Genomic DNA, 14285 nt, shown 5'->3' with positions numbered 1-14285 from the left:
GACCTAAGCAGATCGGTCCTTGCAAAAAGAGTAGGGAGCGGTACTGTATATAGTACCGCTCCCTACGTAGTTTATACGATATAGGGTTACTTGCAGCCCTCAGGGACTATCAGCTGCTTCGGATTATCCTCAGCGATAGCCTTGTAGTAGTTCTCGCTATAGCCGGGCTGGTCGGGGAAGACGATCATACCATTCTCGGTCTCGAAGTGACCATTCTTCTCCTTCTTGACGTTACCATCGATATACTTAACGATGAGGTACTGAGCTAGCTCGCGGTAGCGATCTGTGGCACCATTGGCACACTTGGCTGAGTACTGAGTCAGGTAGGCGACAGCAGCCTCACGGCCTTGGCTCTTCTCGATCTCAAGAGCTCGAGCCTCCACAGCAGACTGGTTGTCGAGGAATCCCTTCTCCAGCTCCTGCTGTACAGGACGGATGTCGCGGATCATGTAGTCATACTTGCCGTAGCACATGTTGGCGACCCAGTTATTGATCCAGAAGGCACTGGTCCATGAGAACTCAGTCATGCTGCCATTGCCAACGCGGAAAGCGAGAGGCGACTCTGTGATGCAGCCGTACATAGGTGAGAAAACGGTGGTATTGGCATCGTCGCAGCCGAACCAGAGAACCGGTCCGATGAGATCAGGCTTGTTGCTACGCAGCTGTGCCACGAGGACAAAGCCGGTCTGCTGGGTGGCGATGGCGCGCTCATTGAGGTACTCCTTACCATCCACCTTGAAGTTCATCGGTCTCCAGCGGTACGGTACGCCATAGGTGGCGCCTGCATCCTTAGTCATATCCATAGGCGTACCCTCGTAGTGATCGCGCATCATATTCTGCACGTCAGCGACAGAGAGCTTGCGATCGGGCACAACGTAGAGGGGCATAGGCTCAGCGTCCGCCTTGTAGCCCATCACGAGGTCGGTGTACTGCTCCATACCCTTGTGGAAGCGATTGAAGTATGACCATACTCTCGCCTCGCAGCCACGAAGTCCGCTGAAGGTGTAGGGATTGTAGACCTTCTGGAAGGAGAAGTCTGCATCCTTACCCTTGAAGAGCCCCTTCTGGCGGGCAAAGGAGATGACGTCCTTGGAGTAAAGCCAGTTCTCCTTGTCCTTGAAGTTGATCTTCTGGATCCGGGCCTGATTGGCATGCGCAGTGATGGCGTTATCGGGTATGCGGGTGGCTACCCATACAGCGCCCTTCTCGCCCTTGCCCTTACCGATCATCTCCATGAGCCACACCTCGTTCTTGTCTGCAATGGTGAAGGTCTCACCGGTGCTGCAGTAGCCGTGGTCACGTACGAGACCGGTCATCACGTCGATAGCTTCGCGGGCGCTCTTGGCTCGCTGGAGGGCAATGTAGATCAGGCTCCCATAGTCGATGAGACCCTCGGTACCCTCGAGCTGCTCCAGTCCGCCCCAGGTAGTCTCGGTGATGCAGACTTGGTGCTCGTTCATATTGCCCACGACGTTGTACGTATGAGCGACCTGAGGGATCTGTCCCTTGTACTCGCCGGAGTCCCATACGTAGACATCCATCATATGCCCTGGCTCCCAGTCACGGGCAGCCCAGTGATAGAGCTCGCCGTAGAGGGTGTGGCTGTCGGCTGCGTAGCTGACGATAACGCTCCCATCGACTGAGGCATTCTTGCCTACGATGAGATTGGTACATGCTAGGGAGCTCTGAGGGAGCAGGAGCGCTGATGCGATCACGGCGCTCAGAGTCATACCCCACTGCAATAGTTTTTTCATAGGTTGCTTTGAGAAATCCTTATGATTGAACAAATGATTGAACTTGATACCGCAATATAGCCATTTTCTTGCATTTTACGGCAGGATCAAGGTCGGTCCGGCTCGCCAGTTTCTGACCTTAGTCCATAGGCAAGTCTCTCGTACTTACAGGTCTACCTCGTTCTTTATCAGCTTGCGATCCTCAAAGTCTATGGAGAGGTCCGAGGTGACTGCCGCTGTATAGTTTGTCTCCTTGGGAAGACTATCATAAGTAGGTGCACCAATGCGGGTTATCGAGGTGATGGAGATGAGGTAAAGGGTATTCCTGACTACGCCATATCGGCCAATGGTCTTTAGTGACTGGGTGACCTCATCGCTGTAGTGCCTGATCGGAATGCTGAAGTAGGAAAAGCCAAACTTGTAGATCTTGAGATCCTTGGAGTTGTAGCCATTTGCAGGTACTGAAGGTAGCTCATCGCCATACTTGGGCTCTATGCTCCCCTTGTTAAGTGCCTTATTGATGGCCAGCCCTATCTCCAGTAGGGTCTTTTCCTCCTTAGTGATCGTTGTCTCATTGTTGTTTTTCGTTGCGGCAGTTGCGTACTTTTCCGCGAACATCGTCCACGAATAATTCTTCCCCTTGTATGAGAACCAGCTGCTATTGTCTTCGATGGCAAAGCCCTCCTCCTGGCTTGTGGGCATGACGTTGAGCCTCGCCACAAGCCTGGTCACTACACGATTGCTAAGCTGGTCTGGTGCAGTGGTATTCTCCGGAAGGATGATTGGATCGGTGATGTCGTCCTTATTTTTTAGCCAAGTGCTTGTTTGTGCATCACCTTTAATGGGATTGTACTGAAAAGCCTCTGCTAGCTGTGTCTCGGTCCAGCCTTCCATCCCATCGTAATTGTCATCCTTCGGAATGGATAGATTCTTTTCCGCATCCTTGTCGAGCTCGGGGAAGAGAATCACGGACTTATTGAGTACATCAGGAAAGAAGAAGTGTTCCTTTCCAATGATTATCCCTGAAGATGCTTGCTTCGCTTGGTCGATGTCAAGCTTGGCGATGGCTATGCCATCCAATGCCCTCAGCGTGATGCTACCGAGCTTAATAGGGCTGGAGGCAACACTCTTGAATAACTCCTCCTCCGATACCTTGACCGGGCTGTCGATGTTGGATGCTGAGCTGTATAGTGCCGTGTGGAAGCCCATATCCGCTCCTTTGACGAATTTGTCGGTAAAGTCAATCTTCAGAGGACGCTTGATCTCAGCGAAGTCTTTGCCAGGCTGGGTTGCTTGTATCAAGGCCCTAGATGGGGTGGCAAAGAAGTAGAGGGTGTAATTGGCCGGCTCGATCCCATCGATGCCGGTGATGGAAAATATCCCCGCCGTATCGTCAGGATTAAGGAGGTCGGCCCCCTTCCGCTTGCCCCGGAAGGCGTTGACGTCTTTGTCAAAAGCGTAAGCTACCTCCCCCGGCTCTCCTTTGTTATTGTCCTTATAGAGAACTATTCTTAGACCATTTATCGTATTTAGCTTCGCCTTGTCCTTCAGTATCTCCTCGTCAGCCCGGAGTATGGCCCGGGGATGGTTGTAGGAGGCGAGACTGAGGTCAAAGGTGATTGCCCCCTTGCCAGATGTGACAAGGTCGAGGTCGTTGATCTCCTGCCTTGGGTTGCATGCCAATGTCATCACTGCCAGTGATGCAAGGATGGTACTCTTTAGTCCTTTCATTAGTTATGATATAAGTAATTGCGAGTGGTCATTCTGTAGTTAGGTGGAGACGTACTTTCCCCTCGGTCTGATCGATCGTGTAGCCCTGAGAGGAGAGAAAGTCGAGCGTGTAGTCCCACTGCTTGGCGGTGACTGTGGGGAAGCTCTCACGCAACTCTTGTCTCATGATGCCATCGGGGTGATCCAGCATTGTATCTGAGATTTCGTGGATCAGGCGATAGGTCAGGGTCTTGGTCTTGTGAGAGAGGCAGTAGTCGCAGTAGCCGCAGGGTAGGGGAGCCTTCTCTCCGAAGTACTCCATCAATATCCTCACCCTGCAGGAGTCGTCACACCTGATGTAGTCGATCATCTTGGTGAGCCGATCTACCTCCCCTCCCAGCTGCTGGTCATAGATGTAAGCGGGTATCTTAACTTCCGGCGACGGAAGCCTCTGCTGCGTGTAGACGACATAGTCAGACCGCTTGCCGGGGATATACTCGATCACGCCCCACCGCCGCATCTGGATCAGCATCCGGTAGAGTTGCTCCGGGCTCAGTCCCAGCTTGGTTTGGATCATTGACTCATCGATGAAGGCATACTCTGTGAAGATCCCCTCGTAACTCCTCAGCAGTAGCTCCACCAGGTCATCGTACTTCGCCTCATCATCAGAGAAGAATGTGTAGAGGTCATTGCGATTGATCGTGAAGATCAGACGGCTTGCCATATGGTAATCCTCCCGGTGCTCAATGTAGCCGGAGAGGGTCAGGATCTTGAGTGCCGCCCTGAGGACAAATAGTGGACAGTGGTACCTCTTGATAAAGTCATACGGCAGTAGCTCATGGTAGGAGCCAGTCCCCGACTCGACTGCCACCCGGAAGTAGTCTCCCAGCCAATTGTATATCTGCACGACTGTCTCCGGAGGTGGGTAGTGGGACTTGATGAGCTTAGAGAGATACTCCTCGTCCTCCAGTGGGGTGTAGAGGAGTACCGCATAGGAGCGTTTCCCATCTCGGCCGGCGCGCCCGGCCTCCTGGTAGTAGCTCTCAGGACTAAATGGTGAAATGGGGTGGATCACCAGGCGCACATTTTCCTTGTCGATGCCCATCCCAAAAGCGGTCGTGCAGACCATTATCCTCAGCTCCTCACTCTGCCACGCTTGCTGTCTCTGTTGCTTGATCGATGGGTCCAGTCCCGCATGGAAAAAGTCAGCGCTAAATCCCGCATCCTGCAGCAGCTGTGCAAAGCGCTCCGCCTGTCGCCTCGTCCGCACGTAGACAAGACTACATCCCTCTACGCTCGAGAGGATATGGATCAGCTCGCGGGGCTTATCATAGGTCCTGCGGACGACGTAGGAGAGATTGTCCCGGTAGAAGCTCCTCCTGAAGACCTTATACCCCTGCCTAAACTCCAAGCTTCGGATCACATCCTCGACTACACGTGGAGGCGCTGTCGCCGTGAGAGCTAGCATCGGGACATCCTCTCCGATGATGCTCCTTGCTGAGGCGATAGTCATATAGTCCGGGCGAAAGTCATAGCCCCACTGACTGATGCAGTGGCACTCATCCACCACCATCAGAGATATGTCCATCGCTCCTAGCCGGCGTAGGAAAAGCTCATTTTGCAACCGCTCGGGAGCAATATAGAGGATCTTGTAGTCAGCAGCGTAGACGATATTGTCTAGTACGGCGAGTGTCTCTCCCCGAGTCATCCCACTGTAGAGTGCCTGGGCATTGATCCCAAGGGACTTCAGCTTCTCGACCTGATCTCGCATCAGAGCCACGAGAGGGGTGATCACAAGTGTGATCCCCTCGAGTATCAGGGCAGGCACCTGGAAGGTAATCGACTTACCTCCCCCCGTGGGCATAAGGGCGAGGGTATCGTCTCCCCTAAGGACGGACCGGATCACCTCTTCCTGCATTGGGCGAAAGGAGGAGTACCCCCATATCTCCCTTAGTACTTCGAGAGGGGTGGCTTGGCTGTAATCTCTGCGCATATGTCGTCCGAGTGACTACAGATCTGCAGCGTGGAGACGGATGTCCTTAATATTGAGCTGGATATTGTGATGACCCTGCCTGGTATATTCGTCAATGGTGTAGGCGACGTCAAAGGTGGTGTCCTGCTGCAGCATCGTCAGCTTATCCGCCTGATTGTATGCCATCGCTTGCATGATAGGCATTTGATCGGGCATACTGAGGACGAGCTTCAGATGCGATCCCTGGTAGCCTGTGATACGGGGTGGGGTGACACATACCACTCCATAGGTGACAAAGATAGGTGGCTCATTGCCGTGCCCAAAGGGGGCCAGCTTCAGTAGCTGACGCCTAAATTTTGGAGTGATCTCTCTTAGCTTGAGCTCCTCCTCGATAGTGAGCACAGGTGTCAGGTCATCCAGCGAGATCTCCCGGTCAGCGATCTCGGTCACCTCCTTGATGAAGCGGTGGAGATTTTTCTTCTTGATCGTCAGGCCGGATGCAAACGGGTGTCCTCCGAAGTTGTCCAGCAGATCAGCGCACCGTTCGATGAGAGAGTAGATATTGAAGCCTCGTACACTCCGAGCCGATCCGGAGATGGTCTGGCTGTCCGAGTCTGAGAGGACGATGGTGGGCCGATTGTACTTTTCGCTGAGACGGCTCGCGACGATGCCTATCACGCCACTGTGCCAGGAGGGGTCGTAGACCACGATCACCTTGTGCTGATCCATGTCCTTAAAACCCTCCACGATCTCATTAGCCTCCTGAGTGATCGACTGATCGATCTCGCGACGCTGCGTATTGTACTTATCTAAGTTCACGCTGCGCTTAAGGGCATCTTTGGGGTTCTTTGAGAGCAAAAGCTCTACCGCCTCACGACCATTTTGGATGCGTCCTGAGGCATTGATGCGCGGACCGATCTTGAAGATGATGTCGGAGATGTCGAGCGTCTGATTGCTGATACCACTCACGTTGATGAGCCCTTTTAGTCCCACAGTGGGATGTCTATTGAGCTTCTTGAGCCCATAGTAAGCGAGTATGCGATTTTCATCCTTCAGCTCCACCAGGTCGGCAGCGCAGCTGACTGCCACGAGGTCCACCAAGTCATGCAGTCCTCGCTTGTCGGACCTATTGCTCATAGCAAAGGCCTGCATTAGCTTGAAGCCCACGCCACATCCGGACAGCTCCTTGAACGGGTAGCCGGAGTCGGGGGCTTTAGGATTAAGCATAGCGATGCAATTAGGTCGCACCGGACCGGGTAGGTGGTGATCGCAGACGATCACGTCTATACCGAGCTCAGCGGCCTTATCGATCATCTCCACCTCCTTGGTCCCGCAGTCGAGCGTGATGAGGAGCGTACAGTCCCTCTCCCTCGCAAAGTCTAGCCCCTTATCTGAGATGCCACTCCCCTCGGAGTAGCGATCCGGGATGTAGAACTCCAGCGAGGGAGTGATCTGTCGCAGGTACTTATAGACAAGGGCGACAGCTGTCGTACCATCGACGTCATAGTCTCCATAGATAAGGATCCGCTCCTTATCGCCGATGGCCTGATTGATCCGCTGGACAGCGGCATCCATATCCTTCATCAAGAAGGGGTCATGCAGCTCGCTCATCCTTGGCTCAAGGAAGTGTGACGCCTCATCGACACTCCTCACTCCCCGCTGCACCATAAGTGAGGTGATGGAGGTGAGGAGTTTATATTCCTGAGCCAGCAGGGACGCGATCTTTTTCTCTTCGTCAGTTAGCTCATTAATTTTCCAGTGGTTATACATGGGTCTATTTATTTCTTCCCAAATATACCTATTTTAGCATAAGTCTCCCCACCGCAGAGACTGGAGGTGGAGGATTATCAGTCTTTATGGGTTACAAGTGTCCTTTTTCAGTAAGGTTCCGGTCGTAGGGTTGGCTCCCTGCCGGAAGATCGTAAATCACCAAGCATCTGTGAAAGAGAGGGGGACGAGAGCGACGCACCAGAGCAGAGAATGCTCTGATGCGTCGCTTGAGTTTTTTTGTGCCAAAAAGGCAGTAGGGGTGGCTTACTCTACACTCTTGAGGGGCTTGATGTCAAGTCTTACCGGCTGGGTCAGATTGTCAGGATCGAGGATCTCGTCGAGCTGCTCCTTGGAGAGGATGCCCTTCTCGAGCACGAGGTCTACAATACTCCGTCCGGATGCCTGAGCCTCCTGTGTGAGGAGGGTCGAGTTGTCGTAGCCGATGTAGGGATTGAGAGCCGTCACGATGGAGAGACTGTCGTATACCTGCTTGCGGGTGTGCTCAGCATTGGCCTTGATGCCGTCGATACAGAGCTCCCGCAGGGTGTCCATAGCACGCATCAGGAGATCAGAGCTCTCGAAGCAGCACTGGACCATAATAGGCTCCATAGCATTGAGCTCCAGCTGTGCGGCCTCGCCTGCCATAGTCACGCAGACGTCGTTTCCGATCACCTTCATAGCGATCTGAGTGATCACCTCGGGGATGACAGGATTGACCTTACCGGGCATGATGGACGAGCCGGGCTGACGAGCGGGAAGGCTGATATCCCCGAGTCCGGCAAAGGGACCACTGGATAGGAGGCGCAGGTCATTGGAGATCTTGCTGAGCTTGACGGCTAGGCGCTTAAGGGCTGCGGAGTAGCCTACCATATGGGAGGTGTCGGAGGTGGCGCCTACGTAATCCTTGGTCGGCTTGATGTCCCACTCGGTGATCTTGCGGAAGGCCTTGATCACTGCCTCACGATAGCCGGGCTGAGAGCAGATACCGGTGCCGATGGCTGTGGAGCCCATATTGAGTACGAGGAATTGCTTGGCGGCGTGCTCAAGATTGGGGATCTCTTCCTCAAGGATTGAGGCGAAGCCATTGAAGGTCTGCTCATGGGTCATCGGGACGGCATCCTGGAGCTGGGTACGACCGATCTTAAGCATCCCACGGAATTCTTTTGCCTTCTTCCTCAGAGACTTGATCAGCTCATCGAGGTGGGGTGTAAGGTCGAGGAATGTGAGGTAAAGTCCGATGTGTGCGAAGGTTGGGTAAGCATCATTGGTGGACTGAGAGAGGTTGACGTGGTCGTGGGGATCACAGTGCTTGTAGTCTCCGTGCTCGTAACCAAGGATCTCAAGTGCCCGATTGGCGATCACCTCATTGGCATTCATATTAGCCGAGGTCCCTGCTCCTCCCTGGAACATATCGATGCAGAACTGATCTCTCAGCTCGCCCTCGCGGATCTCATCACATGCCCGACAAATAGCCTTGAAGACATCCTCAGGAAGCTCGTTGAGCTCGTGATTGGCCATCGCGGCTGCCTTCTTTGTGATCGCCATAGCCTCGATGAAGCGAGGATAGGTGGAGAGCTTGTAGGGAGAGAACTGGAAGTTGTCTGCCGCTCTCTGAGTCTGAATACCATAAAGGTGATCCAAAGGGATCTGCATACTACCGAGTAAGTCTTTCTCTGTACGCATCTTGGGATTTCCCATAATAATAGTTGTGCTGTTATGGATTGATTAGTTGTGATTTGATTATGCTACAAATGTACAGATTATTGTTGACTATAGTGACACTGTGATGATCCGTTTTTTCAATGGGTAGGATGGTAGAGAAGCTACTGACGAGGGTTGCCATGGTCGACTTTGACTATGGTTATTTCTAATACCGATATTAGTCGCCACTAATATCGGTATTAGATGTCTCTTTTACCGGTATTAGATTGGCGCGACATTTGACCTATGGTTAGAGGTCCCTATGGGACAGAAAAAAGAGTGCCTGCGGTCATACAACCACAGGCACTCTTCTTCTTCTTTATCGGGAGAGATAAGGGTCTCTTATCTCATCCCTTACTTTTCGTCCTCAAGGGTGTGGGCAATGAGACCGGAGCGAAGCTTCGGCTCAAACCAAGTCGCCTTGGGGGGCATGATATTGCCGGTGTCAGCGATCTTCATGATCTGTCCCATAGTCACAGGATAGAGTGCCAGGGCCATGATCATCTCACCACTATCGACACGGCGCTGAAGCTCCTCGAGACCGCGAAGCCCACCGACGAAGTCGATGCGGTTACTGGTCCGGAGGTCACCAATTTTGAGGATGTCCTCGAGGATCAGGTTACTCGATACCGTCACATCCAGGATGCCGACAGGGTCGTTGTCATCGTAGGTGCCGGGCTTGGCGGTGAGGGAGTACCACTGACCATCAAGGTACATACTGAAGTTGTGGAGCTTATTGGGGTGGTAGATCTCCTTTCCCTTACACTCTACATCGAAGTTCTCCTCCAGCTTCTTGATGAATTGCTCCTTCGTCAGTCCATTCAGGTCCTTGACTACACGATTGTAGTCCATGACGTGCAGGTGGCTGGCGGGGAAGGCAACTGCCATGAAGTAATTGTACTCCTCCTTGCCGGTGTGATTGGGGTTAACCTCAGACCTCTCCTTACCCACACGAGCAGCAGCGGCAGAGCGGTGGTGGCCATCAGCAATATAGAGCGCAGGCATTTTACCAAACTCTCTCGTGATGGTCTCAATGTCTCTGTCATCGCTGATGACCCAGAAGGTGTGGCGGAAGTCCTCCGGAGGAGCGACGAAGTCGTACTCCGGCTCAGTCTTGCGGTACTTGTCGATGATCGCTTGCAGGTCTGCATTGTCTGGGAATGCGAGGAAGACAGGCTCCATATTCGCATTGAGGACATTGACGTGCTTCATACGATCATCCTCCTTGGCCCTGAGCGTGAGCTCATGCTTGCGGATGACGTTATTGAAGTAGTCGTGTACGTAGGCACCTACCACAAAGCCGTACTGGGTACGGTCGCCCATAGTCTGAGCGTAGAGGTAGTAGCAGGGCTTTTCATCCTGTACCAGCCAGCCTTCCTTGACAAACTTGTCCTTCTGCTCACGAGCCGCGGTATAGACCTCGGGGTCGTGCTCATCCTTACCAGCGGGGAAATTGATCTCCGGGCGGATGATGTGGTAGAGGGACATCGGATTGCCCTCGGACTCCTTGCGAGCCTCCTCCGTGTCGAGGACGTCGTAGGGACGTGAGCTGACCTTGGTGACCAGGTCCTTGGGAGGGCGCCAGCCCTTAAATGGTTTTACTGTAGCCATTATTATGGGGATAGTAGTGGTTACTTATTGACTTGGAACTTTACCTCACCTTCGCTGAAGAGGGCAACGATCTGATGGGCAGCAGCAAGGCCGGCATTGATATTGGCCTCGACAGTCTGAGCACCCATCTTCTTGGGGGTGGAGAAGTATCGATCTCCCAGCTTCTCGCGATACTCTGCATCCATGTCGGGCATGATATCGGTGAGATACTTGAGGTCCTCGCGCTCCTGCAGGAGCTTGAGAAGTCCTGCCTCGTCGATGATCTCCTTGCGCGCAGCGTTGAGGAGGACACCGCCCTTGGGCATATTCTTCACGAGATCATAGTTGATGGATCCCTTGGTCTCCGGTGTGGCGGGGAGGTGCAGGGAGACGATGTCACAGGTCTTGTAGAGATCCTCCACGTTGGTGAAGTTGGTGACATCCTCGTACTCTTTGGGGGAGCGCTCCTTGCTCTGCTCGAAGAAGGGCTCGAAGCAGTATATCTCCATACCGAAGCCGCGTGCAATACGAGCAGCGCAGCGGGCGGTGTGACCAAAGGCGTGGAAGCCGATCTTCTTGCCCATCAGCTCGCTCCCGGACTTGCCATTGAAGCGATTGCGTGCTGCGAATACAAGCAGACCGAAGACGAGCTCTCCGACAGCATTCGAGTTCTGTCCAGGAGTGTTCTCCACGATCACGCCCTTCTCCTTGGCATACTGGGTGTCGATGGAGTCGTATCCGGCACCGGCGCGGACGATCACCTCCAGCTCCTTGGCGGCGTCGATCACCTCCTTGGTGATCTTGTCACTGCGGACGATGAGGGCATTGGCGTCAGCGACTGCCTTCAGCAGCTCGTCTTGGCTCTGGTATTTCTCTAGCACCTCGAGCTTGTAGCCGGCATCCTCCACGATCTTGCGGATCTGTGGTACTGCAGCGGAGTTGAAGGGCTTCTCTGTAGCTACTAATACTTTCTTAGTCATTGTGATATCAGGCTATCGTGAGTTAGAGGATCTCCTTCTCAAAGTCCTGCATGCACTTAACGAGTGCCTCCACGCTGTAGAGGGGTAGTGCGTTGTAGAGAGAGCAGCGGCATCCACCGATAGAGCGGTGACCCTTGATGCCCTCCATACCTCTCTTCTTGGCGAAGTCAAAGAATGCAGCCTCCTTGTCCTTGTACTCGTCAGCGAGGACAAAGTCTACATTCATCAGAGAGCGATCCTCCTTCCTAGCTACGCCACGGAAGACCTTAGAGCGGTCGATCTCGTCATAGAGCACCTTTGCTCTCTCCTTAGCTCTTCTCTCAAGCTCATCGAGACCACCGATCTCCTTGAACCACTTGAGCGTCTGCTGCATCACGTAGATCTGGAATACAGGGGGCGTGTTGTAGGAGTCAGCGTGATCAACGTGGGTCTGGTAGTCGAGGATCTTCGGGATAGCGCGACCGGTCTTGCCGAGGGCGTCCTTACGTACGATCACAAAGGTGACACCGGCGGGGGCGATATTCTTCTGTGCACCACCATAGATGCAGATGTACTTGGAGAAGTCGATGTGACGGGTGAAGATGTCAGAGGACATATCAGCGATCAGTGGCACACCAACCTCAGGATCCTCACGCAGCTCCGTACCATAGATGGTGTTGTTGGAGGTAAAGTGGAGGTAGTCGTACTCGTCCGGTGAGAGCTTCGGGAGCTCGGGGTAGAAGGTGTAGTTGGCATCACGGCTGCTGGCGACAACCTCAGCATCGCCGACTACCTGAGCCTCCTCGATAGCCTTGTGGGCCCAGTTGCCGGTATCGACATAGGCAGCCTTTTTCTTCAGGAAATTGACCGCGTGAGCATAAAACTGCAGGCTGGCACCTCCGCCGAGGAAGAAGACCGTGTGTGTGTCAGGGATCTCAAGCACCTCCTTGAAGAGTGCTGTGGTCTCAGCGAGCGTGTCTTGGAAGGTCTTGCTACGGTGGGAGATCTCGATCAGGGAGAGATCTGTGCCGTTGTAATTGAGTACCGCACGAGCGGCCTCCTTGATAACACCCTCATCCAGGATACATGGTCCTGCAGTGAAATTGTGCTTTTTCATGACGATTGTAAAGTTGCTTTGAAAAGTGATTGAATGTTGTTCTTGTTACTCTTATGGTCCAAAGATATGTATTATTTTTGAAGTTAACACGGATTTGTAGGTATTTTTCTTCATACTCGCCTTCTCTGTTCATTACAGAAGGGTTTTATCCCTGTGCGATCGTTTCCCGAGGAGTGAGGTATGAAGCTTTTTCCCTTGATGTAATCCGCTAACTCTTACCTGCAATTTTGCAGCTACAGAAGTGTCAGAATTGGAAGTAGATAAAGGGCTGTACCCCAGCGCTCCTGAACTGCGTGAGGATCACTAATACTGCTGCAAAGAGTAGTGTCTGAGCCCAGAGGGGAGCCCTATCTACACTGCCCTGGAGCGACGCCCGCCACCTGTCTGGGCAAAAGTGAAGCAAGAAGCCAGTGACGATGAGAGCTGTCACCATCCGATATCCCGCAAAGAATTGTGGTATCACCTCAGGGTGGAACTCCTGCGTGATCATCGTCAGCATATCCCACACACCATTGATCGACCCCATACGGAAGAAGATCCACGTGAAGCAGACGAAGTGAAAGGTGATGATCACGGAGACGACCCGCCATACCGGGCTCATCTCCTCTCCTGTGCGACCCAGTCTGGGGAAGAGTCCTATGAAAAACTTGTGTACCGCGAGCGCCACTCCGTGCATAGCGCCCCAGAGGACGAAACGGATATTGGCTCCGTGCCACAGCCCCCCAAGGAGCATGGTGATGAGGAGGTTGATGTAGGTACGGATCTTCCCTTTCCTATTCCCTCCCAGCGAGATGTAGACGTAGTCCCTCAGCCAAGAGGAGAGAGAGATGTGCCAGCGTCGCCAAAACTCTGTGATCGTGGCCGACTTGTAGGGGAAGTCAAAGTTGGTATTGAAGTGGTACCCCATCCAAAGTGCCAGTCCGATGGCGATGTCGGAGTAGCCGGAGAAGTCGCAGTAGATCTGCAGCGCATAGCCGTAGACACCCATTAAGTTCTCAAACCCGCTGTAGAGTAACGGCTGATCAAAGACACGGTCGACAAAGTTTAGCGATATATAGTCTGAAATCACCCCTTTCTTAAGCAGTCCACAGAGGATCAGAAACAGCCCTCGACCGAAGTCATCCCGACTCACCCTAGGGATCCTATGGATCTGCGGGATGAAGTCGACCGCTCGGACAATCGGGCCGGCTACCAGCTGCGGGAAGAAGGATATGTAGAATAGGTAGTCAATCCATCGCCTGAGCGGCTCTATCTTTCCCCGATATATGTCGATCACATAGCTTAGGGACTGAAAGGTAAAGAAAGAGATACCCACAGGCAGAAAGATGTCAAAGTGACGCCCCTCCGGTGTCGCTCCGAGGAGTGGAGCAAAGGAGTCGTAGAGGAAATTCGTGTACTTGAAGTAGCAGAGTAGTCCGAGGTCGAGGAGCAGGCTGAGGATCAGCCAGCACTTCTTTCCCGACCAGCTTTCGCTCCGTGCTATCTGCCGACCAATGATGAAGTCTGTCGTCGCTAAGAGGATTAGGAGGACAAAGTAGACTCCGCTGGAGAGATAGTAGAAGTAGAGGGAGAAGAGCACCACCCAGATCGTCCTCGGGAGATGGCGCTTGCGGAGCAGATAGAATACCGGGACAAAAAGGAGGAAGAGGACCAGGAAAAGACCGCTATTGAAGAGAAGTGGGGAGGTCGGGTCGTAGCTCAGTAACCCTATGATTTTTTGCCACATGGGATGT

Annotated in this window: 9 protein-coding genes; all 9 read right to left on the bottom strand. The window is 53.2% G+C overall.

Going from position 1 to position 14285, the window contains the following annotated elements:
- Positions 1-86: 86 nt before the first annotated feature.
- The gene (locus tag AC1EKE_RS02355; protein WP_480307953.1) at positions 87-1754 is read right to left on the bottom strand and encodes a dipeptidase; all 1668 of its coding nucleotides are present in this window, start codon (positions 1752-1754) and stop codon (positions 87-89) included.
- 144 nt (positions 1755-1898) lie between these two features.
- Positions 1899-3464, bottom strand: coding sequence for a fimbria major subunit (locus AC1EKE_RS02350; RefSeq protein WP_480307951.1), 1566 nt, complete (start codon positions 3462-3464; stop codon positions 1899-1901).
- Between the two features lie 28 nt (positions 3465-3492).
- Positions 3493-5436: a RecQ family ATP-dependent DNA helicase gene (locus tag AC1EKE_RS02345; protein ID WP_480307950.1), complete on the bottom strand. Its 1944-nt coding sequence runs from the start codon at positions 5434-5436 to the stop codon at positions 3493-3495.
- A gap of 15 nt (positions 5437-5451) precedes the next feature.
- Positions 5452-7185, bottom strand: a complete 1734-nt coding sequence (gene recJ / locus AC1EKE_RS02340) for a single-stranded-DNA-specific exonuclease RecJ (RefSeq protein WP_480307949.1) — start codon at positions 7183-7185, stop codon at positions 5452-5454.
- Positions 7186-7449: 264 nt separating this feature from the next.
- A complete protein-coding gene (locus AC1EKE_RS02335) occupies positions 7450-8883 on the bottom strand; it encodes an aspartate ammonia-lyase (protein ID WP_480307948.1) in 1434 nt (477 codons plus the stop codon).
- 357 nt (positions 8884-9240) lie between these two features.
- Positions 9241-10497: a DUF1015 domain-containing protein gene (locus AC1EKE_RS02330; RefSeq protein WP_480307946.1), complete on the bottom strand. Its 1257-nt coding sequence runs from the start codon at positions 10495-10497 to the stop codon at positions 9241-9243.
- 20 nt (positions 10498-10517) lie between these two features.
- A complete protein-coding gene (locus AC1EKE_RS02325; protein ID WP_480307944.1) occupies positions 10518-11456 on the bottom strand; it encodes an NAD(P)-dependent oxidoreductase in 939 nt (312 codons plus the stop codon).
- 22 nt (positions 11457-11478) lie between these two features.
- Positions 11479-12552, bottom strand: coding sequence for a 3-phosphoserine/phosphohydroxythreonine transaminase (gene serC / locus AC1EKE_RS02320; RefSeq protein ID WP_296159825.1), 1074 nt, complete (start codon positions 12550-12552; stop codon positions 11479-11481).
- A gap of 244 nt (positions 12553-12796) precedes the next feature.
- Entirely contained in the window at positions 12797-14278 is a 1482-nt protein-coding gene (locus AC1EKE_RS02315) for an MBOAT family O-acyltransferase (RefSeq protein WP_480307942.1), read from the bottom strand.
- Positions 14279-14285 lie beyond the last annotated feature (7 nt).

The sequence above is a fragment of the Porphyromonas sp. C0041D3 genome (assembly GCF_056590575.1).
The sequence above is the reverse complement of the archived record's forward strand: the minus strand, read 5'-3'. Positions and strand labels throughout refer to the sequence as shown.